The 25,168-nt window shown below is 30.5% G+C and carries 21 protein-coding genes; 12 read left to right on the forward strand and 9 right to left on the reverse strand.

From position 1 onward, the window contains the following. Positions 1-11 precede the first annotated feature (11 nt). Both CPAL_RS06855 and nifJ read left to right on the forward strand, forming a co-directional pair. The gene (locus CPAL_RS06855) at positions 12-1,145 is read left to right on the forward strand and encodes a GerAB/ArcD/ProY family transporter (protein ID WP_106024310.1); all 1,134 of its coding nucleotides are present in this window, start codon (positions 12-14) and stop codon (positions 1,143-1,145) included. 101 nt (positions 1,146-1,246) lie between these two features. Further along, positions 1,247-4,786, forward strand: coding sequence for a pyruvate:ferredoxin (flavodoxin) oxidoreductase (gene nifJ / locus CPAL_RS06860; RefSeq protein ID WP_061858273.1), 3,540 nt, complete (start codon positions 1,247-1,249; stop codon positions 4,784-4,786). 117 nt (positions 4,787-4,903) lie between these two features. Here nifJ and CPAL_RS06865 read toward each other — a convergent pair whose 3' ends face one another. Both CPAL_RS06865 and CPAL_RS06870 read right to left on the reverse strand, forming a co-directional pair. After that, entirely contained in the window at positions 4,904-5,071 is a 168-nt protein-coding gene (locus CPAL_RS06865; protein WP_082787858.1) for a CDIF630_02480 family spore surface protein, read from the reverse strand. A gap of 31 nt (positions 5,072-5,102) precedes the next feature. Then, positions 5,103-5,270: a CDIF630_02480 family spore surface protein gene (locus CPAL_RS06870; RefSeq protein WP_082787859.1), complete on the reverse strand. Its 168-nt coding sequence runs from the start codon at positions 5,268-5,270 to the stop codon at positions 5,103-5,105. Between the two features lie 154 nt (positions 5,271-5,424). Between CPAL_RS06870 and CPAL_RS06875 the strand changes: the two genes are divergently transcribed. Further along, on the forward strand, positions 5,425-6,762 hold the full coding sequence (locus CPAL_RS06875) for an FMN-binding glutamate synthase family protein (protein WP_106024311.1): 1,338 nt from the start codon (positions 5,425-5,427) through the stop codon (positions 6,760-6,762). Positions 6,763-6,859: 97 nt separating this feature from the next. Here the strand turns inward: CPAL_RS06875 and CPAL_RS06880 are convergent, their stop codons facing one another. Next, positions 6,860-7,714: an SDR family oxidoreductase gene (locus tag CPAL_RS06880; RefSeq protein ID WP_106024312.1), complete on the reverse strand. Its 855-nt coding sequence runs from the start codon at positions 7,712-7,714 to the stop codon at positions 6,860-6,862. A 232-nt stretch (positions 7,715-7,946) separates the two neighbouring features. Between CPAL_RS06880 and CPAL_RS06885 the strand changes: the two genes are divergently transcribed. The 3 genes from CPAL_RS06885 to CPAL_RS06895 all read left to right on the forward strand — a co-directional run bounded on the left by CPAL_RS06885 (position 7,947) and on the right by CPAL_RS06895 (position 13,818). Next, positions 7,947-12,959, forward strand: coding sequence for an ATP-binding protein (locus tag CPAL_RS06885; protein WP_106024313.1), 5,013 nt, complete (start codon positions 7,947-7,949; stop codon positions 12,957-12,959). A 62-nt stretch (positions 12,960-13,021) separates the two neighbouring features. Then, positions 13,022-13,360 carry a YtrH family sporulation protein gene (locus CPAL_RS06890; RefSeq protein ID WP_061858277.1) on the forward strand — a complete coding sequence of 113 codons (339 nt, stop codon included), beginning with the start codon at positions 13,022-13,024 and terminating at the stop codon, positions 13,358-13,360. Beyond that, positions 13,348-13,818: a sporulation membrane protein YtrI gene (locus CPAL_RS06895; RefSeq protein WP_207644350.1), complete on the forward strand. Its 471-nt coding sequence runs from the start codon at positions 13,348-13,350 to the stop codon at positions 13,816-13,818. Before CPAL_RS06890 ends, CPAL_RS06895 begins: the two co-directional genes overlap by 13 nt. 143 nt (positions 13,819-13,961) lie before the next feature. Here CPAL_RS06895 and CPAL_RS06900 read toward each other — a convergent pair whose 3' ends face one another. Continuing rightward, positions 13,962-15,308, reverse strand: a complete 1,347-nt coding sequence (locus CPAL_RS06900) for an aminotransferase class V-fold PLP-dependent enzyme (protein ID WP_061858278.1) — start codon at positions 15,306-15,308, stop codon at positions 13,962-13,964. Positions 15,309-15,510: 202 nt separating this feature from the next. Between CPAL_RS06900 and CPAL_RS06905 the strand changes: the two genes are divergently transcribed. From CPAL_RS06905 to CPAL_RS06915, 3 genes are read left to right on the forward strand one after another with little or no spacing between them, the layout of a single operon-like run. Then, the gene (locus CPAL_RS06905) at positions 15,511-17,790 is read left to right on the forward strand and encodes an ATP-dependent Clp protease ATP-binding subunit (RefSeq protein WP_106024314.1); all 2,280 of its coding nucleotides are present in this window, start codon (positions 15,511-15,513) and stop codon (positions 17,788-17,790) included. Between the two features lie 50 nt (positions 17,791-17,840). Further along, positions 17,841-18,638, forward strand: a complete 798-nt coding sequence (locus tag CPAL_RS06910) for an SDR family NAD(P)-dependent oxidoreductase (RefSeq protein ID WP_420535963.1) — start codon at positions 17,841-17,843, stop codon at positions 18,636-18,638. Between the two features lie 46 nt (positions 18,639-18,684). After that, positions 18,685-19,128, forward strand: coding sequence for a GNAT family N-acetyltransferase (locus CPAL_RS06915; protein WP_061858281.1), 444 nt, complete (start codon positions 18,685-18,687; stop codon positions 19,126-19,128). A gap of 111 nt (positions 19,129-19,239) precedes the next feature. Here CPAL_RS06915 and CPAL_RS06920 read toward each other — a convergent pair whose 3' ends face one another. The 4 genes from CPAL_RS06920 to CPAL_RS06935 all read right to left on the reverse strand — a co-directional run bounded on the left by CPAL_RS06920 (position 19,240) and on the right by CPAL_RS06935 (position 22,424). After that, on the reverse strand, positions 19,240-19,785 hold the full coding sequence (locus tag CPAL_RS06920; RefSeq protein WP_061858282.1) for a GerW family sporulation protein: 546 nt from the start codon (positions 19,783-19,785) through the stop codon (positions 19,240-19,242). Between the two features lie 13 nt (positions 19,786-19,798). Further along, positions 19,799-20,335: a DUF2953 domain-containing protein gene (locus CPAL_RS06925; protein WP_061858283.1), complete on the reverse strand. Its 537-nt coding sequence runs from the start codon at positions 20,333-20,335 to the stop codon at positions 19,799-19,801. A 144-nt stretch (positions 20,336-20,479) separates the two neighbouring features. Beyond that, a complete protein-coding gene (locus CPAL_RS06930; protein WP_061858284.1) occupies positions 20,480-21,508 on the reverse strand; it encodes a DUF362 domain-containing protein in 1,029 nt (342 codons plus the stop codon). Between the two features lie 322 nt (positions 21,509-21,830). Beyond that, positions 21,831-22,424, reverse strand: a complete 594-nt coding sequence (locus CPAL_RS06935) for a superoxide dismutase (RefSeq protein WP_165815358.1) — start codon at positions 22,422-22,424, stop codon at positions 21,831-21,833. A 288-nt stretch (positions 22,425-22,712) separates the two neighbouring features. On the opposite strand from CPAL_RS06935, the gene CPAL_RS06940 reads away from it, so the two are divergent. Together CPAL_RS06940 and CPAL_RS06945 are read left to right on the forward strand one after the other, a co-directional pair. Then, on the forward strand, positions 22,713-23,123 hold the full coding sequence (locus CPAL_RS06940; RefSeq protein ID WP_061858286.1) for an NUDIX hydrolase: 411 nt from the start codon (positions 22,713-22,715) through the stop codon (positions 23,121-23,123). Between the two features lie 123 nt (positions 23,124-23,246). Next, positions 23,247-23,609 (forward strand): transcription factor, encoded by a 363-nt coding sequence (locus tag CPAL_RS06945; protein WP_242862625.1) that lies wholly within the window; start codon positions 23,247-23,249, stop codon positions 23,607-23,609. Positions 23,610-23,663: 54 nt separating this feature from the next. Here the strand turns inward: CPAL_RS06945 and CPAL_RS06950 are convergent, their stop codons facing one another. After that, positions 23,664-23,837 carry a YjfB family protein gene (locus CPAL_RS06950; RefSeq protein ID WP_082787860.1) on the reverse strand — a complete coding sequence of 58 codons (174 nt, stop codon included), beginning with the start codon at positions 23,835-23,837 and terminating at the stop codon, positions 23,664-23,666. A 153-nt stretch (positions 23,838-23,990) separates the two neighbouring features. On the opposite strand from CPAL_RS06950, the gene CPAL_RS06955 reads away from it, so the two are divergent. Further along, positions 23,991-24,902 (forward strand): AEC family transporter, encoded by a 912-nt coding sequence (locus CPAL_RS06955; RefSeq protein WP_242976291.1) that lies wholly within the window; start codon positions 23,991-23,993, stop codon positions 24,900-24,902. Positions 24,903-25,168: the final 266 nt, after the last annotated feature.

Here is a 25,168-nt window from a genome sequence, read left to right on the forward strand (position 1 = left end):
AAATAAGTAATATGAGAGAAAGTATAAGCATACCTCAATTATTCATGATGATTGTTCTTTTACCATACAGCAGTGCCGTTCTTTTCTTTTTAGCTCCTGAAACGGAAGCGGGTGCATGGGTAGCTATGCTATTTTATATTTTAGGAGCTATTTTTTTGCAAATAGTTTATATATCTTTTCATAAGAAGTTCCCTAATGATACCATAATAACATATATGCCCAAGATATATGGGAAAATTTTGGGTAATTTTATAGGATGCTTATACATTGTGTATTTTGCGTATATGTCTTCAAGAATAATAAGAGATTATGTAGAGTTATCAAGGCTTTTTGGATTAACTAGAACACCCATGATGGTGGTAGCATTGACCTTTGTTATAATTGCAATGTACGATGTATATTGCGGAATTGAGGTTATAGGACGCGTAGTTGAAATTGTATTCCTGCTTTTAATATTATCTCCTGCTGTCATATTAATAATGCTGGTTCTTACCAGAGGAGGAGTTAGAGAAATAGATATAGAGCCTATTTTTCAAGAAGGAGTCTGGTTTGTAATAAAAAGTGGATGGAAACTAATAACCTTTCCATATGGAGAAACAGTCTTATTTACTATGATATATCCTTTTGTTAATGAAAATAGTAAAAAGATAAAAATAGTATCTATTTCTGCAGTTGTATTTTTAGGAATAACTTTAGCTTTGAATGAATTTTTCTATTTGATAACCCTAGGATTGCAGATCACAAAAAAAGCTGCCTTTCCTTTACTTACAGCTGCGGCTTTAGTAAGAGTAGGAAACTTCATTACCAGAATAGAGGTACTTGTAATGGCAATGCTAGTAATTGGAGGAGTATATAAGACTGCAATGTTTATGTATGGTGCAGTTCTTGGAACATCACAAATGCTTAAAACAAAGAGTACAAGGTGTTTAGTACTTCCATTTGGCGTAATAATTGTGTTTTTATCTAAAATTATAGCAAAAAATTATTTTCAGCATATAGAGATAGGATTGGAGTTTACGCCTAAATACATACATATGCCTATGCAAATTATTATTCCCATGATAAGTTTAGGTGTTATATATATTAAAGATTTATTAAAAGATAGCAGAACTTCAAAAAAGTCTAAAACAGAAACTCATAGTTAATAAAATTTAAATTTTTATAGCAAATTTTATGTATGGTAATTTTGTAAAATCAAATAATAGATAAAGTACAGAGTAATTTTTTTATATAAGGAGGTTAAATTATGGGAAAGATTATGACTATGGATGGAAACCAAGCAGCTGCTTATGCATCTTATGCCTTTACTGAAGTTGCAGCTATATATCCAATAACTCCATCTTCACCCATGGCAGAAATGGTAGATGAATGGGCTGCTCATGGAAGAAAAAATATATTTGGGCAGGTAGTTAATGTAACCCAAATGCAATCAGAAGCGGGAGCAGCAGGAGCTGTACATGGATCACTTGCAGGGGGAGCACTAACAACCACATATACTTCATCTCAAGGTTTACTTTTAATGATACCTAATTTGTATAAAATAGCAGGAGAATTATTACCTGGAGTGCTTCATGTAAGTGCACGTGCTATTGCAACAGAAGCACTTTCAATTTTTGGAGATCATCAAGATGTAATGGCTACTCGTCAGACGGGAGTTGCAATGCTTGCATCTTCAAGTGTTCAAGAAGCTATGGACTTAGCTTGTGTAGCTCATTTGGCCGCAATAAAGTCAAGAATACCATTTTTACATTTCTTTGATGGATTTAGAACATCGCACGAATATAAGAAGATAGAAGCAATAGATTATGAAGATTTAGCTAGACTTGTAGATCATGAAGCTATAAAGAAGTTTAGACAAAGAGCAACAAACCCAGAGCACCCAACACATAGAGGAACAACACAAAACCCAGACATATACTTCCAATTAAGAGAATCAGTTAATCCATTCTATGAAGCTGTTCCTGATATTGTAGATTATTACATGAAAGAGATAAAGAATCTTACTGGCCGTGAATATCATCCATTTGATTATTACGGAGATAAAAATGCAGAATATGTAATAGTAGCTATGGGCTCTGTTTGCGATACAATAGAAGAAGTAGTAGATTACTTGATGCAAAAAGGAGAAAAAGTTGGTGTTGTTAAGGTACATTTATATAGACCATTCTGTGAAAAATACTTCTTTAATGTATTCCCAAGCAGTGTAAAGAAAATAGCTGTTTTAGATAGAACAAAAGAACCTGGTTCTTTAGGTGAGCCACTATATCAAGATGTTATTCATTTATTTAATAATAAGGAAAACAGACCTGTAATAGTTGGTGGAAGATATGGAGTTGGTCAAAAGGATACTAGACCATCTCAAATTATAGCTGTATTTGATAATTTAAAGCAAGATAAACCTAAAGATGGATTTACTATAGGAATAGTAGATGATGTTTCAGGTACATCACTTCCAGAAGGAGAAATAATAGATACTACTCCAGAAGGAACAATAAGTTGTAAGTTCTGGGGATTAGGTTCTGATGGTACTGTTGGAGCAAATAAAACAGCAGTAAAAATAATTGGGGATCATACGGATTTACATGTTCAAGCTTATTTCTCTTATGATAGTAAAAAGTCAGGTGGTACTACTGTTTCACACCTAAGATTTGGTAAGAAGCCTATAAAATCTCCTTATTTAGTTTATGATGCACACTATATAGCATGTCATAACAGAGCTTTTATATATAACTATGATATACTAAAGGGATTAAAACCAAATGGAGTATTTGTGCTTAATTGTCCATGGAATGAAGATGAGTTAGAGGAAAAAATACCAGCATCTATAAGAAGATATATTGCACAAAAAAATATAAGATTTTATATTATTGATGCAGTAAAAATAGCATCAGAAATAGGACTTGGAAACAGAATAAATATGATAATGCAAGCAGCTTTCTTTAAGTTAGCTAATATAATACCAGTAGAAGACGCTGTAAAATATCTTAAAGAATCTGTAGTAAAGGTATATGGTAAAAAGGGTAAAAATATAGTAGATATGAACCAGGCTGCCATAGATAGAGGTATAGAAGGACTTGTTGAGGTTAAGGTTCCAGAATCTTGGGCTAATGCTGAGGAAGAAGAAAAGAAATTCCCAATTAAAGATGAACCAGACTTTGTTAAAAACATTCAAAGACCTATGGCTAGAATGGAAGGAGATGAGCTTCCTGTAAGTGCCTTCAAAGGAATGGAAGACGGATTATTCCCTAATGGGACTACAGCTTATGAAAAACGTGGAATTGCTGTAATGATACCAGAATGGCAGATTGATAAATGTATTCAATGTAATCAATGCTCTTATATTTGTCCACATGCTACTATAAGACCATTCCTTCTTGATGAGGATGAAGTAAAGAAAAAACCAGATACATTTAAAACTAAGCAAGCAACTGGTAAAGGTTTAGAGAAATATCAATATCGTATTCAAGTTGCTCCAATGGATTGTACTGGATGTGGAAACTGTGCAGATGTTTGTCCAGCTCCAGGCAAAGCTTTAATAATGAAACCTGCAGAACATGAAATGGAGATGGAATCAGAAAACTGGGAATTTGCAACTACTATAATTCCAAAAGAAGATGCTATGGATCCAACAACATTAAAGGGAAGTCAATTTAGAAGACCTCTTCTTGAGTTCAATGGTGCTTGCCCTGGATGTGGTGAAACACCATATATTAGACTCCTAACTCAATTATTTGGAGATAGAATGATGATAGCTAATGCTACAGGATGTTCTTCAATCTGGGGAGCTAGTGCGCCATCTATGGCTTATACTACTAATGCTGAAGGAAAAGGTCCAGCTTGGGGAAACTCATTATTTGAAGATAATGCAGAATATGGATATGGTATGTTCTTAGCAGTTAAGCAAATAAGAAATAAATTAGCAGATTTAATGAAAGCAGCTATAGATAGCAATATACATGAAGAAATAAAAGAAGCTTGCCATGAATGGCTTCAATCTAAAGATGATGGTGATGCTTCAAAAGTTGCATCTGCAAGATTGTTAGAGGTATTAAAGAAACACAAAGATCATGAAGGTGCAGAAAATGAAATAATTAGGCAAATTCTTGAATATAAGGATTACTTGGTTAAGAAATCTCAATGGATTATAGGTGGAGACGGATGGGCTTATGATATTGGATATGGAGGTCTTGATGAAGTTCTTGCTTTAGGTGAGGATGTAAATATATTTGTAATGGACACAGAAGTATATTCTAATACTGGAGGTCAAGCTTCAAAATCAACACCTATAGGTGCTGTTGCAAAATTTGCAGCTGGAGGAAAGAGAATAAAGAAAAAGGATCTTGGGCTTATGGCTATGACTTATGGTTATGTATATGTGGCTCAAATAGCCATGGGTGCTAATATGAATCAAACTATAAAAGCTATAATAGAAGCAGAAAGATATAAGGGACCTTCACTTATAATAGCTTATGCACCATGTATTAATCATGGTATAAGAACTGGTATGGGAACTAGCATAATGGAAGAGAAAAAAGCTGTAGAAGCAGGATATTGGCATCTATATAGGTATAATCCTATGCTAAAGGAAAGTGGAAAGAATCCATTTAAGCTAGAATCTAAAGAACCTACTAAGTCTTATAGAGACTTTATAAATGGAGAAATCAGATATACATCTTTAGCTAATGTGTTCCCAGATATTGCAGAAAATCTATATGCAGAAGCAGAAAAGCAAGCTAAAGAAAAATATAGAGTTTATAAGACTTTGGAGGATTGCGGATACCTATAATAGGTTAGAGATTATTTAAGTTTAAAATTATATTAAAAAAATAAGAAAGCCATAAGAGTAATAACATACTTTTATGGCTTTCTTATTTAATTACTAGCAATTAGTATTTACAAGAAGCTACTTTTCGTTCTCTTCTACCCAGTCTTTAGCCTCCCATACTTCAAACTCGCTTGGCTTAGTTACTTGAGATACAGGCTTTGTATCCTTTATGTTAGCCCAAGCAGCTGTTTCATGACGCTCAATAGGCATTGACATAAACTGTTCTTTATACTTGTTATCTGACATTAGTAAACCTCCTTTATTAAAATAAAAACAGCTATTTTTCGTTTTCTTCCACCCAGTCTTTAGCTTCCCAGATTTGAAACTCGCTTGGAATAGTAACTTGAGAAATTGGCTTGAACTCCTCTATGTTAGCCCAAGAAGCAGTTTCATGATGTTCTATAGGTATTGACATGAAACGTTCTTTATATTTATTGTCAGACATAATTATATACCTCCTTCATATTTAGTATTTCAAACTATATCTAAATTTATAAAATTAAATATTTATTATGTATGAATAATTTTTTGCTATTGTTCAAAAAATGGTGACATAATAAGAAAAATGCTCAGTATTTTTTAAACGGAGGAGGTAAATAATGTTGTTTCAAGGAATAATAAGAAGTTTGATAAACAGTGCATCAGATGAGATGATGGAAAGAATGCTTAAAGATCAGTACAATGAAAATCTTTTTGTAATGGCTACAGCGGCTCAAAAACTTACCCTAAGGGCCATTATTGAAGCGTCGATGAGAGCACAGTCAGGTCAAGTTTTAAAAAGGGCTTATGGAAGTCCTAATGTGCAGTCACCTTGGGAAAAGTTGTTTTTAAGTCCAACTCAGCTTTTTTCATTACCTACAGATGATAAATCACCAATAAATACAGGAATTACTATTGGTAAAAATGCAAAAGCACCTTTAGAACTTTCTATGCCAATCATGATTACAGGTATGTCCTATGGAGGTTCTTTAAGTTTAAAAGCAAAAATAGCTTTAGCTAAAGGAGCAACTCTTGCAGGTACATGTACAAATACAGGGGAATCAGCACTTTCAAATGAAGAAAGGGAAGCTGCTAAATATTTAATAGGACAATATCATCGTGGTGAATGGATGAATACAGAAGAACAGTTATCAAAGCTTGATGCAATTGAAGTTCAGCTAGGTCAAGGTGCTTGGGGAGGAGCAGTTCCATCTGTAACCAGTGGAGAAAAAATTGATGAGCACCTAAGAAGTACTTGGCATCTTAATGAAGGAGAAGATGCTGTGCTAAAGGCAAGACTTACTGGAGTGAACACAACGCAGGATATAATAAACTTATTAAATGGATTAAAGGAAAAGTATGATGTTCCAGTTGGAATTAAGATTGCAGCTACTCATTATATAGAAAAAGAACTAGATGTAATATTGAAAACCAATGTAGATTATATAGTGATTGATGGAGCTGAAGGAGGAACAGCAGTAGCACCTCCAACTCTTGAAGATGATATGGGACTTCCAACTCTATATGCTATTGCAAGAGCTGCAAAGTATTTAGAAATGAAAGGAGTAAAGGACAAATATGATTTAATAGCAGCAGGTGGACTTAAAACGCCAGGCCAGTTCTTAAAAGCTTTAGCTCTAGGTGCAAATGCAGTATATATTGGATCTATTGCATTAGTGGCAATGCTTCAAGATCAATCAGTAAATGCAACGCCGGCAGAACCTACTCCTCAACTAGTGGTTTATGACGGAAAACTTACTGAAGACTTAGACATAGAAAGGGGAGCTAATAATCTTAATAATTTTCTAAATTCATGCGTAGAAGAAATGAAATTAGCCCTTATAGCCATGGGAAAGACAAGTTTTTCGGAATTGTCCATAAATGATTTAGTTACAGTAGATAAGGATATTTCAGACAGCTTAGGAATTGCATATGCAGGACTTTCATATTTGGAATAATTGTAAAAATGCGTATCATTTTTCTTAAGTGGATAAGTGGAGGCACATGCGGTACCTCCACTTAGAAATATTTTATGTTGCAAAAAATTTCTAAGTACTAGCTGCTTGTGCTTTTTCCACCGTTCACATGTATAACCTGTCCTGTAACATAAGAGGAATCTTCAGAAGCTAGATATACATATGCTGGAGCAAGTTCTGCAGGCTGTCCAGCACGACCAAGAGGAGTGTCTAATCCAAATTTTGCCACCTCATCTTTTGAAAAGCTAGAAGGAATTAAGGGAGTCCATATAGGTCCAGGGGCTACAGCATTTACCCTTATTCCTTTATCTGCCAGGTTTAAAGCTAGGGAACGAGTTAGAGCCGAGATCGCTCCCTTTGTTGCCGAGTAATCGATGAGAGTCTTATGTCCTTCATAAGCTGTTACAGAACTGGTATTGACTATAGTGTTTCCTTGTTTCATATGAGGCAAAGCTGCTTTTATGAGATAGAATATAGAAAATATATTTGTACTAAATGTATGATGAAGTTGTTCAGTTGTTATGTCAGTTATGCTATTTTGAGGATATTGAACACCGGCATTATTTACTAAGATATCAATATGCTTAAATTCTTTTAGGGTTTCGTCAACTATAGTACGACAAAAAGACTCATCGCTTACATCGCCCTTTACAAGAAGACATTTTCTACCTTTATTTTCTATTAGGTATTTGGTTTCCTCTGCGTCTACATCTTCATTAAGATATGCGATAGTAATATCTGCTCCTTCATCTGCAAAGGCTAGAGCAACAGCTTTTCCAATTCCGCTATCGCCTCCCGTGATTATAGCAACTTTGTTTAATAACTTTCCGCTTTTTTTATAAGAAGGGTTTTGAGATATAGGTCTTGGATTCATTAGAGTTTCAAGACCAGGTTGACTATCTTGATGCTGTGGTTGAAAATAAACAGGATACATAACTTCTCACCTCTACATTAAATTTAGCAGTTATGCTTACTTTATTTATTGTTTTTTTTAGCTACTTTTTTTATACATCATATCTGAAGATAAAATAAATACTAAAAACATTTGAATATATATTACAAATATTTAAATTATATGTAATATATAGTATAATATAAATAAATGTGTTTTAATCTAATTTAATATAAAATAAGATATATAATCGTAAAGTGGCAGGGGGAGTAACATGGAAATCGATAATGATATGGATAATATAAGTTTAGAAGATATAATTTTGATGGAAAAGTCTTTAGAGTTAGAAAAGTTTTTAAAAATTGCTTTAGAAGTAGTTGATGAAATAGAAGAATATAATAAAAAAAATGTGATTTATGGATATGTTAACCCCAAGAATATCATAATCTATAAGAATATGAATAAGGTGAAGCTACTAGATTTTGAGCATATAGATAATGATATTAGCTATAATATACTGTATATGTCACCAGAACAAATAGGCAAAATAGGGAATGAGGTAGACTATAGAACTGATTTTTATTCTTTCGGAGTAACTCTTTATAGAGCTATTACAGGTATTGTTCCCATAAAAGGAAATAATGAAATGGAACTTACATATTCTCTTGTTGCTAAAAATCCTATACCACCACATTTGATGAATCCTAACATACCAGTTGTAGTTTCTAAAATAATAATGAAGCTTTTATCAAAAGATCCAGAGGATAGATATAAAAGCAGCTATGGAATTAGAAGCGATTTATCAAAGTGTTGTATATCTTTACTAGATAAAGGATACATAGAGGAATTTAACATTTGTGAAAATGATATATCTGATAAGTTTAAGTTTACTAACAAAATATATGGAAGAGATAAAGAAATAGAAGAAATAATGAATAAATATTTTAGGGCATGCAATGGTGAGTTACAGGTTGTATATTTGACTGGTTCAGAAGGGATGGGAAAAACAACTATAATAAAAGAAATTCGAAGTAGGGTGATTAAAGAAGGAGGAACATTTGTATCTGGAAAATGCGATAAATATAGTACTTCACCTTATGCACCTCTAATCCAATCGACGAGAGAGTTAGTTATAAAGCTATTAATGGCTAGCAAAGAAAGATTAAAAGAAATAAAGAAAAAGATATTAGAAGCTGTGGGGGATAATGGTCAAATTATAATTGATGTAATTCCGGAGGTAGAATATATTATAGGGAAACAACCACCAATAGAGTTTGTATCTCATTCGGAATTGGAGAATAAATTTAATAGAGTTTTTGGAAAATTTTTTAAGTCGCTTTTGTGTAAGGAATATCCAGTAGTAATGTTTTGGGATGACTTACAATGGGCTGATGCAGCTACAATTAATGCTATATCTATGCACGGATTTGATAAAGAAAATAAATATTTACTTATAATAGGAAGTTTTAGAGAAGAGGAAGATGGAAGAAACATACATTTGCAAAGTATTTTAAACGAAAATGCTAATTCAATAAATATAACTAACATTAGATTAAATCCATTAGATAAAAAAAGTATAAAAGATTTAGTATGTGATACTTTATATTGCAGCAAGGAGAGGACCACTGAGCTAACAAAATTAATAAGTTTAAGAACAGGTGGAAATCCTCTATTTATAAAAATGTTGTTAGATACCTTACACTCAGAAGGAATACTAAAATTTAATTATGAAATAAATCAATGGACTTGGGATATTGATTCGGTTAAGAGTGTAGGAATATACAATAGTGTATTGGATTTAATTATAAAGAAAATAGAAAAGCTTCCAAATAAAACTCAAGAGATTTTGCAAATAGCATCTTGTATAGGTATAGAATTTGAGTTGGGTATCTTAGGTAAAATTATGAATAAAACTTTAAATGAGATTTATAGTTGCATTATGCCTGCCATAAAAGAAGGAATAATTGTTTCAGAGATAAACTATATAAAAAGTTACTATTTGGAGCATAAGAATAGTTATATCTATAGATTTGCTCATAATCAAATACATAGACAGATTTATAACCATATAAATAAAGAGATAAAAATGCAATATCATTATATGATAGGTACTACTTTGCAAAATAGTGGAGATGAGAAGAGAATTTTTCAGATTGTAAGTCAACTTAATAGAGCTTTTAAATTAATAATAAAAAAGGAGGATATTCACAACTTAATAAAACTTAATCTTATTGCAGGAAAAAAAGCTAAAAAATCTGCAGCTCATGAAGTTGCGTTGAAGTATTTTAGAATAGGATATAAGTTGCTTAAAGAAGATAGTTGGATTACTAACTATAGCTTAGCATATGATATAAGTTCAGAGCTTGCAGAAAGTGAGTATATGAATAGAAACGTTCAAAGAGCAGATAGATTAATAAAGGTAATTTTAGAACATGCTAAAACAAATATGGAAATAGCTAGAGTTTATAACATGAAAATACATGTAGATATTTATTTTGGCAAATATAAAGAGGCGGTAGAAACAGGAATAGAAGGATTAAGATTATTTGGAGTTAAGATCCCTAAAAGAATACACTGGTTTAAAATATTTATTGAGGCAGTTAAGGTTTATTGGAATTTAAAAGGGAAAAATATATACAGTATATTTAAAAAAGATTTAATAGATAAAAGATGTATAAATCAAGTAGAAATAAAAAAATTGTTATCTAATATAAGAATTGCTACTTTTTTAAGTAATAAAAAGTTATTTTTCTTAACTGTACTGAAGGAAACTAATATTGTATTAAAATATGGAAGTTTAAAAAATAGATATTTTACAAATATAGGATATGGCATTTTTTTGAGTTTGATTGGAAGATATAAGAAAAGTCTTAAATTTGGATTGATGGACTTGGAAGCCTGTAAGAATGATAAGCATGCTCTCAGCAATTCTCTTATGGGCTTTAGTGGTTTTATTTTACCTTGGACGGAGAAATTTGAAACCGTATTAGAATATTTGGAAAAAGCTTATAATACTTGTATAGAATCTGGAGAAATTTTATTAAGTGTATGTACTGCTAGTAATATAGTAGCCATTTCTTATATAAAAGGAGATGAATTAGGGCATTTATACGAAACTATTAAAAAATATATAAAGACAACAAATAAGTCTAGAAATCAAATAAACCGCCAAATTTTTCTTATTAAAAATATTATAGAAGATTTAATGGGAGAAACCTGCCATGTAATGAATTGTAAACCATATAATGATTCATTGCTAAATGATAAAGAAGTTTTAAATGGAAGATATACTTATGCTATAGTATTAAATTATATTCATAGAAATTATTACGAAGCAGCAAGGTATATATACTTAGGAGATAAAGAAGCAAAAGTGTTAAAAGGAACATTAATACAAGTATTCTATTATTTTTATGCTGCACTTACTATATCCGCAGTTATAGATAAAGAGAATTTTGAAAATAAAAAATATTATATTAAAAAACTAAAAGAATATAATAGGATTATAAAAAAGTGGGCCCAAAATTGTCCAACCAATTATCTTAGTTACTATTTAATTGTCCAAGCAGAGACATATAGGATTGAATCTAAGTATGATAAAGCAGAAGCATTTTATGATAAGGCAATTAAAGTGTCTATAGAAAATCAGTTGTTTCATAATGCTGCTCTGGCTAACGAGTTGGCAGGAGAGCATTATAAGTCAAAAGGAAGCAAAAATTTATACAAAAGCTATATTATTTCTTCCTATGATTTTTATAAAAAGTGGGGAGCAATAATGAAATTAAGGCAATTAGAAGAAAAGTATGGAGAGTTTTTTCAAAAGTTAGATGACAAATGGCCATTTGTATATAATGAAAATAGAGAATATGATGAGAAAGAAAGTACATTTTATGAATCAGGTATAAAAAATTCTTATGATATGATGGCGGCTATAAGAGCATCACAGGCTATATCAAGTGAAATTGTTTTGGAAAATTTACTGAAAAAACTAATGAAAATTTTAATAGAAACTACAGGAGCAATATGGGGATGTCTAATTTTAAATAAAAATGAAGAATTGTTAGTGCACATAGAGGGAAGTGTAGATAAAATAAATTCACTGTTCTCAAAACCTGTTAGTATGGATAAATATCATATGGTTCCTAGACATGTTGTCAATTATGTGGCTTCTACAAAACAAAGTGTAGTTTTAAAGAATGCTTATAATGAAGAAATGTTCGCTCAAGATTCTTATATTTCTAGAAACAAAGTTAAATCACTACTTTGTGCTCCTATAATAAAAAAAGGAGAACTCATAGGAATAATCTATTTAGATAATAGACTTGCATCTAGGGTTTTCAGTGAGGAAAAATTAACTATAGTAAACCTTTTAGCTCTTCAAGGAGCAATCTCAATACAAAATGCATATATGTATGAAAAAATAAATGAGTTAAATAAAGGACTTGAGAAAACAGTAGAGGAAAGAACAAAGTCATTAAATGAGAGCATTAAATACGAAGAGATGAGAACAGAATTTTTTGCAAATCTATCTCATGAGCTTAGAACCCCTCTAAATGTAATTTTTGGAGGACATCAAATGATGGATGTGCTTTTAAAGGAAAACTTACCTTTAAAAAATGGTGACAAAATAGAAAAGTATATGGGTATCATAAAACAGAACTGCTATAGACTCGTTAGATTAATCAATAACTTGATAGACATTACAAAGATTGATTCGGGGTATTTTCAAGTTGATCTAGTTAATGCGGATATAGTTAATGTAGTCGAATCTATTACCTTATCTGTAGCTGAGTATATCGAGAGCAAAGGAATTGAGCTTATATTTGATACATTTGTAGAAGAAAAAATAATAGCTTGTGACCCAGATAAAATAGAAAGGATAATTTTAAATTTATTGTCTAATGCTATAAAATTCACCAATAAAGGTGGACATATAAAGGTAACTATGTATGAGAAAGAAGATAATATAGTAATTTCTGTAAAAGATGATGGAATAGGAATTCCAGAAGAAAAGCAGGAAGCAATTTTTGAAAGGTTTAATCAAGTAGATAAGTCCCTTTCTAGAAATAGAGAAGGAAGTGGAATCGGATTATCGATAGTGAAAGCTTTAGTAGAAATGCATAATGGAACTATATCCCTAAACAGCAGTTTGGGAAATGGAAGTGAATTTATAATTGAACTGCCTTGCAGAATTTCGGATAAGGATATAGACACATCCAATTTTGAGAAGGGAGAGTCTAATAATATAGAGAGAATAATGATTGAGTTTTCGGATATATATTCATAATTAAAGACATCCATGGCATAAATTATATAGAATAGTATTTCTATATTAAGAAGGTGCCAAGGATGTTTCTTTTTATATCAAATATTATATATAGTTTTTTAATAGCTTTTGGAGTGATTTTTGGTGCAAGCTCCTTTGCAGGTTTTGGAGCCCTAATAAATAACCACCCTCCTTTAAAGACAATGATAGACTTAGCAAATTCTATAAAAATATGGGCAGTAGCTACAGCACTTGGGGGGACCTTTTCATCCTTTGAATTATTTGAAGAAGGAATTTTCAAAAGAGAGTTTGGTTCATTATGTAAGCAGATTGTATACATATTGGCAGCTTTAATAGGAGCCAATTTAGGATTAAGATTTATTAAATTAATTCAAAAGTGCGGTGAACTATGGCTAAAGTAGAAGATAAATCAAAATATTTTACTTTTTTTTCATTAGGATTATTTTTAGGAGTTATTTTAGGAGTTGTATTTATAAATCTTCTTGTAAGCTATAGAATAGATAGCTATATAAAAGAAATTAAGTATTTAAAAACTACAATAGATGAAGAGAAGGCAAGACTTGAAAAGCTTGAGGAGGCTATAGATAAAAAGAAGCCATTAGTAAAGGAAATAAATGTTGAACTAAGTTTTCCAGAAAATGAACAAGATGATATAGTGAAGATAGCTCTTCAAAAACATATAAAAGAAAAATTTGATGGAATTATAGGAAAGGATGTTGATAAGATAGATGGGGATATATTATGCCAGATGCTTGATAAGAGAATTATGAAACTAGATGGAAAGGAATATCAGTTAAAGATAGAAAAAATTATAATATCTCAAGAAATAAAATTTTGGATAGAAGTCAGAGTAATATAATAAAAACGCTAAGGTATTTTTTAGGTTAGAGGTCTTTAAAAAGGCTGCGGGGAAGGATTAAATAGCTGTTTAAAAGTTAAATGTTAGAAGGCCAGAGATTTTTTAAATTGAATCTAACTTCTAACATCTAACAGTGTTTATTATTACGAGTTTTCCGGCTTAAAATAAAGTTCAGAAGTTATGTTTTTATATTTTTCAATATATCTTTTTCTATTAGTTACTATTTTATTAAGAAGGGATATTAATACATCGATTTCACGTTTAGTGTTGTACATTCCAAAGCTTATTCTTACCATTCCAGGTTCATGACTTCCTGTTCTAATTCTTTCTTCAATCTGCTTTTTAGACATTTTTAAAAGCTTTTGAACATATGGCTGCGCGCAAAAACATCCATTTCTAACAGCTATTCCTCCTTCATAAGATAGAATCTTTGCTACTATTTCGTGGTTAATGCCTTCTATGTTAAAAGCTATAGTTCCTATACGATCATTAAGATTTGTACCATCACAGTAAATTTTTATATGAGGGATTTTACTCATAGCTTTGAGAGCATATCGGGTTAAGGTATTTTCATACTTTTCTATATTCTCCATGCCAAGATAAGATAAAGTCTCAATAGCAGATGCGAGAGCTACTACCCCAACTACGTTAGGAGAGCCAGATTCATCTTTATGAGGAGTATCAAACCATTTTATATAATCATGAGTTACAATGTCTACAGTTCCTCCACCTGGATAATCAGGGGGAACATCTTTAAAGTCTTCTTTAGGTCCTATTAAAACTCCTATTCCAAAAGGAGCATACATTTTATGGGCAGAAAAAGCTAAATAATCTATGTGTTCTTCAGAATTCATAGGTTTCATATCAACTGGAGAATGAGGAACTAATTGAGCTCCATCCACTAAAACTTTGGCTCCATATCTATGAGCAAGTTTTGCAACTTCATGAATTGGATTTTTATATCCAGTAATATTTGAGGCTCCAGTAAGGGTAACCAATGCAACTTTTCCGCTATACATTTCTAATTTTTCTTTTAAATCTTTAAGAGAAAGTCTTCCACATTCATCAACAGTAACATAGTCTATATTATATTTTCGCCATGGCAAGTCATTAGAGTGATGTTCCATATCCGTAGATAAAACTATATAATCTTTATATTTTTTATATAATATATTAGATAATTTATTTATTGCTTCAGTGGTATTTTTTACAAATATTACTGTATTATATTTTGGATCAGCAGACACAAACTTTGCAACAATGTTTCTACTATCTTCATATAATTTAGTAGATAACTGAGATTTATATCCAAAACCCCTATGAACAGATGAGTATAGAGGAAGAAATCTTAAGATTTCTTGTACTACAGTAATAAGGGCAGGTGTTGTAGCCGCATTATCAAAATTTATGGCTTGACCATATTTTCCGTTAATCAATGGAACTCTAGTATTTGTGCCTACTACTAAATTTCTATACAAGGTAGAATTCATATAATCACACCCCAAATATTAATCTTAGTAATAGTTTATTAATATAATAGTAAAAAGGTGTTATAAATATATGAAATACTAGCAACATAAATTTTAGTAATTTCTTTTTGTAAATAAGTTGATAATACATATTGTATAAGATATGATATACTGTAATTATAAAAAACGCTGACTAATATAAAGAAATACGGAGATGATTTATATGCAGATGTGTTCAATTTGTAAAAAAAATATAGCTACTATATTTACAGCCAAAATTGAAGATGGAAAATCTAAAATGGTAGGAGTATGTCTGGAGTGCGCAAAGAAGATGGGTATTCCTATTATGGATCAACTTATGAAGCAAGTTGGTGTAAATCCAGAGGATGTAGAAAATTTAGCTGAACAAGTTAATAATATGCTTCAAGATTCAAATATTGATGAATTAGGAGACAGTAATTTTTTTACTAATTTTTTAAATGGAATTTTCCCAATAGGTAATGACGAAGAAAGAGAAGAAAAAGAGGATCCGCTAAAGGAAGACAATTTTAAGACGGAAGAAAAGTCAAATGTTAAAACTAAAAACAGTCCATTTAGAAAAAAGAGAAAATACTTAGATATGTATGGTACAAATCTAACTAAGAAAGCTAAAGATAAAAAGGTAGATAGAGTTATTGGAAGAAATAGAGAGATTGATAGGGTTATACAAATCCTTAATAGAAGAACTAAAAATAATCCTATATTGATAGGAGAACCAGGAGTAGGTAAAACAGCTATTGCAGAAGGATTAGCTGTAAGAATTGCAGAAAAAGAGGTACCTCCAAAATTATTGGATACTGAAATATATCTTCTTGATTTAACAGCAGTTGTGGCAGGTACTCAATTCAGAGGCCAATTTGAGGGAAGAATGAAGTCTATAATAGATGAAGCTAAAAAGAATGGAAATATAATTCTAGTAATAGATGAAGTACACAACATAATTGGAGCAGGAGAGGCTCAAGGGGGAGCTATGAATGCAGCTAATATCTTAAAACCTGCTCTTGCAAGAGGAGAAATACAGGTAATAGGAGCAACTACCTTAGAAGAATATAGAAAGCATATAGAAAAAGACTCTGCTCTAGAGAGAAGATTTCAACCTGTTTTAGTTGAGGAGCCTACAGTAGAGGAAACCATAGAAATACTAAAAGGTATCAAAAATTATTATGAGGAGTACCATGAAGTTCAAATATCTGATGAAGTTATTGAAGCTGCTGCAAAATTATCAGAGAAATATATAAATGATAGATTTCTTCCTGATAAAGCCATAGATGTAATTGATGAGGCAAGTTCTAGAGCTAATCTAAAGAATAAGGGGCTTGTAGAACTAAAAGCTTTGGAAGAAGAATTAAAGGAGGTTCAGGCTAAAAAGCAGGAAGCTGCAGACAAGGATGATTATGCAAAAGCAGCAGAATATAAAGTTGAAGAATGTAGAATTCAAAATAGAATAGATGAAATTGAAAAGTCATGTAAGAATGTAAAACTTACAGTTGAGGATATTGCTTTTGTAATAGAAGCGTGGACCAAGATTCCTGTTCAAAGGATAACGGAAGAAGAGGGAGAAAAACTTCTAAATTTAGAGGAGAGACTTCATAAAAGAGTTATAGGACAACACGAAGCTATAGTCAGCCTATCTAGGGCAATACGTAGAAATAGGCTTGGCTTTAGAAAGAAGAAAAAACCATCTTCATTTATATTTGTAGGACCTACTGGGGTAGGAAAGACAGAACTTGTCAAGGCTCTTGCTTGTGAGCTTTTTGGAAGTGAAGAGGCATTGATTAGAATAGATATGTCTGAATATATGGAAAAACATACTGTTTCTAAATTAATAGGAGCTCCTCCAGGATACGTAGGATATGATGAGGGAGGCCAGTTAACTGAAAGAGTAAGAAGGAGACCTTACTCTGTAATTCTGTTAGATGAAATTGAAAAGGCTCATCCAGATGTGTTTAATATGCTTCTTCAAATTCTTGAAGATGGAAGATTAACAGACAGTCAAGGAAGAACTGTATCTTTTGAAAATACAGTTATAATAATGACATCAAATGCAGGAACTCACTTTAAATCTGACGGTATTGGATTTGGTAAAGATGGATATACTGCTTTAGAAAGTAGGGTAAAAGAAGCTTTAAAGGAAGTCTTTAGGCCAGAATTCCTGAATAGAGTAGACGATACAATAGTATTTAAATCTTTAACTAAGGAAGAACTTTATAAGATAATTGATCTAATGCTTAAAGAAGTAAAAGATGAAGTTAAAGAGAAAAATATAACATTAGAGATATCTGATGAGGTTAAAGATTTCATATTAGAAGAAGGATATGATAAGAAGTATGGTGCTAGGCCATTAAGAAGAGTTATTCAAAGATATATTGAAGATGAAATTGCAGAACAATACCTTCAAAAGAAATTTAAAGATGGAGATAACATTAAAGTGCTAATAGAAGAAGGAAAAATTAGACTAGAATAATAGAACTGTGGTCATATGTTAAGAGAGCATTTTATTAAAGGATGAGATTGATGAATACACATAAAAGCAAAACGGTATTAATTACTGGTGCTTCTAGTGGTATAGGATATGAACTAAGTAAAATATTTGCAGAGAATGGATATAATCTTGTGATTGTAGCTAGAAATATAGAAAGATTAAATAACTTAGCTAAAGAAATAATAGAAAGATTCAATGTAAAAGTAAAAACTATTCAAAAGAATTTGGCTTTAATAGGTGCTGCTGAAGAAATATTTGAGGAAGTTGAAAGTTCAAATATAGATATTGATATTTTGGTGAATAATGCAGGAGCTGGGGCTAATGGATTATTTCATGAGATAGATTTAAAAAGAGATATAGAAATGATTAATTTAAACATAGCTGCTTTAACTGTATTAACTAAGTTATTCTCAAGAAAGATGATAGAAAGAAAAGAAGGTAAAATACTAAATATAGCTTCTACAGGCTCATACCAACCAGGACCATATATTGCAGTATATTATGCAACAAAGGCTTATGTTTTATCTTTTTCAGAGGCTATTACAAATGAATTAAAGGATTATGGTATAAATGTAACTACGGTGTGTCCTGGTGCCACGAAGACTGAATTTTCCAGAAGAGCTGGGAAAGCTGATCTTGGTATAGCTATGGATGCTAAAATCGTAGCACAAGTTGCCTATGATGGATTAAAGAAGAATAAAAAACTTATAATTCCTGGAGCTAAAAATAAAGCAGCTGTATTTATATCTAAATTATTACCTGGAAATATTTCTGCAAAGGTGGTTAGAAAAGTTCAACAGGGGCTTACAGAAAGCTTTAAAGGAAATTAAATAAAAATGGTATTAGGTTATAAAATAAACAGGGGGAAAAACAAAGGTGAAATGGCATATAAAAAAGTTTGATGAACTTACTTTAAATGAGTTATATAACATATTAAAGGAAAGAACAAATGTATTTGTAGTAGAACAGAATTGCCCTTATCCAGAGATTGATGGTAAGGATACTAAGTGTTTTCATTTGTTTGCAGAAGAAAATGGTGAGATAGCTGCATATCTTAGAATTTTGCCTCCTGGAGTATCATTTCAGGAAATGGCTCTAGGAAGAGTTATAGTAAAAAAGGAGTATAGAGGATTAGGTCTTGGAAAGGAATTACTTAGAAGAGGAATTGAATTTGCCGAAAAAGAAATGAAAGAGCAAAAAATAAAGATTGCTGCTCAACAGTATCTTACAAAGTTTTATGGAAGCTTTGGATTTAAAGTAGCTTCAGAAACATATTTAGAAGATGGAATACCACATGTTAATATGATATATAAAAAATAGTTTATATAATGCATAAGTTTAGCTTATAGGCTGAGTTTAGAAAATAAAGTTTAAATTAATTAGAAAAAAGTACTGGTGAAAATTTTCACCAGTACTTTTTAAACAGATATTTTATTGTTTCTTTTGATAATTTTGATATTTATTTTGTTGATTATTTTGCTGACTTTGAGACATATTCTGTATTGAACTATTGTTAGACTTCATATTCATTCCTGAACTTTGTTGAGTGTTTTGACCAGAATTTTGCTGATTAGCCTGATTAGCTTGAGGCATAGCCTTTTGTAATATATTTTGTCCTGCATTTAATACAGATTGTGGAATACTATTTAATATTGATGGTGGAATATTATTCATTAGTTGTCCTAAATTACTTTTTTCATTAGTAGGAAGCATAGATACGGTGTCCTTATCTATAACTACTACAGCATTTGTATTAACTCTAGCACCTAAACCAACACCATTAGGAACCATCTGATTTGCACCTTGAGAATTTTTACCTGGAGTACTTCCATAGCCTAGAGTTACAGACATTACTGGAATTAAAGTTTTATCACCAACAGAAACTGGAGAGCCAAGTACTGCATCAGTTTTGGCAAAGTTTTCAATATCTGAAAAAACTGTATCTATATTTTGTGAAAAGTTTGTAATATCATCCATAATTATTCCTCCTCTATCTGTTATGATATAAGACTTTCATATTTGGTTTTTGATTATACTTAAATAATACTTTAATTAGATGAATAATATTTATATAAAATACAGTATCAATATAAAAATAATTTTGAAGCATACTAAAATCAGCATTATTATAAAAAATTTCTGATTTTACATAAGGAGATAGCATATTAATTGCTCCATATACCATCCCTGTAATTGATGGATCTTCAAAGCCATAAGAAGTTTCTAGTTTTTCAAAGTTAGGATGCAATTCTCTTAAAAAGTTTATTTTGTCCAAAAAACTTTTTGAAGAATTATTATTCTGTAAAGGTTTTGTCAAAATTTTGTTGTTTAATAAATAGACTTTTAAAACCATCTTCTTATGCTCTTCTTTTATTACCCCTTTTAATATGGGGCTTAACCAGAATGCTTGAAAATGAAAATCTGGTAGTTCGGCAGAGTTAACATTGAATAAAACTTTTAAAGGCACAGTATACAATAAAAATACAATAAACAATACTATAATTATTAAAGATAAAAATAGATACATATAAACACATCTCCAGTATTTAAAGTAATGGAGTAAAATTTTTTTCAGTTATAGTATTGGTGAAGAGATGACAAAGTATTAGATGAAATTTATTGATAAGTTTTTAAAATATAAAAGATATATAATTTTTATAAGTAATGAGAATTAAATTTCCACAAGGGTATATTTTTGAATACCAAGTCCAATTTTTTCCGCATATTCAAGAGTATATCTTCCTCTTGATATTACTTTTTTTCCTTTTCGCTTATCCAGTAAGTCAAGGCAAGCCTTATCTATAGCAACTGGGTCTGTTGAAGCAAGTATACCTAGATCATTAACAAAAGGTTTCATGCTGTGTCCTTCGCAGTCACAACCTCGAGTTATGTTAAAAGCAAAAGTAATATAAATATTATTTTTTTTATGTGCTGCATAAGCATATTCAGCTAACCTTTCATTAAATGATTTAGAAAGAGAGCCTAACCAATTAGTAGATATAGCTTTATGAGGACATACTGCCATACAGGAAGCACAGCCTATACATTTGTTTTTCTCAATTTTAGCTTTAAAATTTAAAATTATAGCATTTTCAGGACATGTTTTTGCGCAAACACTGCATGATTTACATTTTAAAGGGTTTATTTTAGGAATTGAATTAGCATGCTGATCTAATTTTCCTCCTCTTGAAGCACATCCCATAGCAAGCTGCTTTATGGCGCCTCCAAACCCTGCAAGAGCATGTCCTTTAAAGTGACTGCAGACGATTAGCTGTTTTTGTTTTGCAATTTCTTTTGCTATTTTGCATTTATTAAAATGTTTTTTTTCAATTTTAACTAATTCATATTCTTCACCATGCTCTCCGTCGGCAATTATTATAGGAAGTTGAGTAAAACCATGATTTTTAGCTAGTTCAATATGATTGGATTTGGTTGTTCTTTCTCCTCGGTATAATACATTAGTTTCGATAAAAGCGTTTTTTATATTATGATCTTTACAATACTTTATAATTCCTTCATAATTTTTTGATTCTATATAAGTTTTGTTTCCTTTTTCTCCAAAATGTACTTTTATTGGAATATATCTTTCTAAAGTTATATTTTCTTTTTGAATTAGCCTAGATAAAAGCTCTTCACAACTGGTGTTTATATTTTCTGTATCTGTATAAGAACTTATAGACTTAAAAAATACATATGACATAATATTTTTCTCCTCTATATGGAAAATAATGGTTTTTTGATATAAAATTATATATCTAACATTAGCACAAGTCAACTATATATAACATGAGTATAACCTGAATTTTTAAATTCATTAAAAAATAAATTATGAATATCTTGAATGGAAGGAAGTGAAGTATTAAGTAAAAAATAAGTGCTAAGTACTAAGAATTTAGATATGAATTAAAACGTCATTCTTAAGTACCTAGCACTTTAGTTATTCAAATTTTTTATTAGAGATATATTCAAACAATTAGTAACTAGAAATTAGAGATTTATAAGGTGATTTTGTTGTAATCTTCTTATTTTATAGCATCATTATATCTTTTATTAGCTACGTCCCAATTTACTATATTCCACCAAGCAGAGATAAAGTCTGCTCTTTTATTTTGATATTTTAAATAGTAAGCATGTTCCCATACGTCTAAAATTAGAATAGGAATAGCTCCCCAAATAGTTAAGTCTTGATGTTTTTCAACTTGAAGTATTTCTAACTTTTGTAGATTTTTAACCCATACAAGAATGCACCAACCAGAACCTTCTACTGCAGCTGCAGCGGCTGAAAATTGTTTTTTGAAGTTTTCTACACTCCCAAAATCTTGATTTATTCTTTCAGATAATTCGCCGGTTAATTGAGACCCACCAGGAGTCATGTTTTCCCAAAATAGAGTGTGAAGTACGTGACCAGCTCCGTTAAAAGCAAGTTCTCTTTCCCAATGCTTAATAAGAGTAAAGTCACCAGATTCTCTTGCTTCTTTAAGCTTTGCTTCAGCCTTGTTCAATCCATCAACATATGCTTGATGATGTTTATCATGATGGATTCTAACTGTTTCTTCATCATAATATGGTTCTAATGCATTATAATCATAAGGTAGTTTTGGTAAAGTAAACATAATTTATCACCTCATCCAGTAAATTTAAAAATATATTTATATTTTTACTATACCACATAAGTTTATGTATAGTGTAAAAAAATATACAAACAACAGAAATAAATTGTGACAATCTTTAATATTGAACATTCCATATGAGATTTGCATTTAGGAAAGCTTCACTATGCAAAGCTCATACTCCAGTTCAATATTAAAAAAATTATCTACATTTATTGAATGAGGTGTTTTATTCTTATATTGTGATACAATAAACTTAAAAGTTATATAGAGTATATTAGTGAGGTAATGTAAATGGAAAATAAAATTATAGTAGCTGTTAAAGGAGTAATTTTAAATAATGGGAAGGTACTTATAATAAAAAGATCAAACTATGATGGTGTTGCTGCAGGAGGATGGGAATGTGTAGGTGGAAAAATTGAATTTGGCGAAGGACTAGAAGAAGCTCTCATGAGAGAAGCAAAGGAAGAAGTAGGATTAAATATTACAGTTGACAAACTTTTATATGCTACTACATTTAAAATAAGTCCTGTAAAGCAATGTATTGTTCTCACTTATCTGTGCAGGAGTGAGAAAACAGAGGTTATATTATCAAAAGAACATACGAATTACCTTTGGGCTACTAAGGAAGAATTAAGAGAAAAATTAATGAGAAATATAATTGAAGACTTTGATAGAAATAATGTGTTTCTGGAAATAGAATAGAAGAATAGCATTATAGAATATGATATTCTGTTAGTTAAAAAATAAGATTTCTATCATATTTATGCTTTCTGCAAATATATTTGAAATAGGACATGTTTATTTTCAAATATAGGAGGGAATTAAATGAAAGATAAATATGATAGAAAAGAGGCAATTGCAGGACTTCTTACGCTAGTTGGAATGCTATCAATACCAGTGATAGTTGTTAAAGATAAAATAAAATCTATAAAAGCTCAAGAAGAAGAAAAAAGAGCTATTGAAAAAATTATGAAATATTCTATGGAATTAGAGGAGAACTTAACCAATAAAAATGTTGCTAGATATATTCGATTTATTCAAGATATAGAAGTTCCTAATAAAATTATGTGTAAAAACATTATTATTGAAACTTATAAATTAGTAAAAGATAGCATAGATATTAATGATAGTTTAAAAGCAGATCTTAGAATGCTATTGGAATGTAAGGGTGTTAATTTTTTGTATTAATTTATAAATTAGCACAGAAAAGGCTATTGATAAAAAATAATCAATAGCCTTTTCTTATGCCATTTTATCAAAGTTAGAACCTAAATTAGGGTCAACGGCTTTTAACATTTCAGTCATGTTTGATGCATTAGTCTGTGATACATTCATAACTTTTTTCATTAGCAATAAACTTACGGCATCTTTTACTCTATTTTGACTATTTACTATTGACATCATAGCTATATCCATATAAACACCTCCTTTGAGAAAAAACTGTTCAATATTAGTGTCGTATATAAATAAAAAATATGAAGTAAACATTTAGATTTATTAAATTTTTATGGATTAACATAAAAAATGCTGTTATTATATATTGTAAGTATTAAATGGGAGGGGCAAGATTTGAAGGATTCAACTGTAATTAATCAAGTTTTAATACTATTTCTAATTATAGGAGTAGGATACTATGGTAGAAAGAGAAACATAATAAATGGAGAAATTAACAAAGGACTAAATAAAATTTTGTTAGAATTAACTTTACCAATGATGATAGTTTCTTCATTTGATTATACTTTTTCTAGTGAAATCATGATAAACATAGTAAAAATATTTATATACTCTTTAGTAATTCATATATTTTTAATTATTATTAGCATACTTCCTTATATTAAATTTGATAAGGATAAAAGGGATATATTAAGGTTCATAACGATTTTTTCAAACTGTGGATTTATGGGATATCCCGTTCTAGGAAGCATATATGGTAAAATAGGCATTTTGTATGCTTCGATTTTTAATATACCATCCAATATTTTTATGTGGAGCTTTGGGGTAATGCTTTTTAGTAAGAATAAGAAATCTAAAGGATTAAAGAATATATTATTAAATCCAGGAATTTTAGCAGTATTTATAGGGGTTTTCTTATTTATATTTTCTATTAAATTGCCCAAGCCTATATATAGTACTTTAAAATCTGTCGGAGATGTTACAACACCATTGTCCATGATAATAATTGGAGCTATGATAGGAGACATAAGCTTTAAGAAAGTTTTTAAAGAGATTTCTATATATTATGCTTCCTTTATAAGATTAGTATTAGTTCCTTTAACTATATACTTTATTTTAAATATGCTAGATGTTGATTTTATGGTAAGAAATGTGGTAGTTATAGTGGAGGCTATGCCAGCGGCAGCATTAAGTGCAATTTTTGCTCAAGCCTATAATAAAAAACCCGAGTTTGCTTCTCAGACAGTTTTCATAACAACACTTTTGTCAGTGATAACTATACCTGCTGTTTTAAAACTCTTAGGATAAAATAAAAAATGCATTACATTTTTTATTTTATCTATTGTCATTTATAAATAGGGGTGTTATAATTATCTAGAAAAAAGAAATCTTTAATGCAGTCCAGAGAGACTGGCAAGATTTGTAGTATATATTTACATAGTATTAAAATATAACTATGTAGTTTTTGTAAAGATAACTATACTTCTTGCCAGCTCGGCAAGAAGTTTTTTATAACTCAATATTAAAAAACTTTTTAATTCAGTCCAGTGAGGCTGGAAAAAGGAGAAGAGCGA

It is taken from the genome of Clostridium thermopalmarium DSM 5974 (genome assembly GCF_002995795.1).
GTDB classification, from domain to species: Bacteria; Bacillota; Clostridia; order Clostridiales; family Clostridiaceae; genus Clostridium_H; species Clostridium_H thermopalmarium.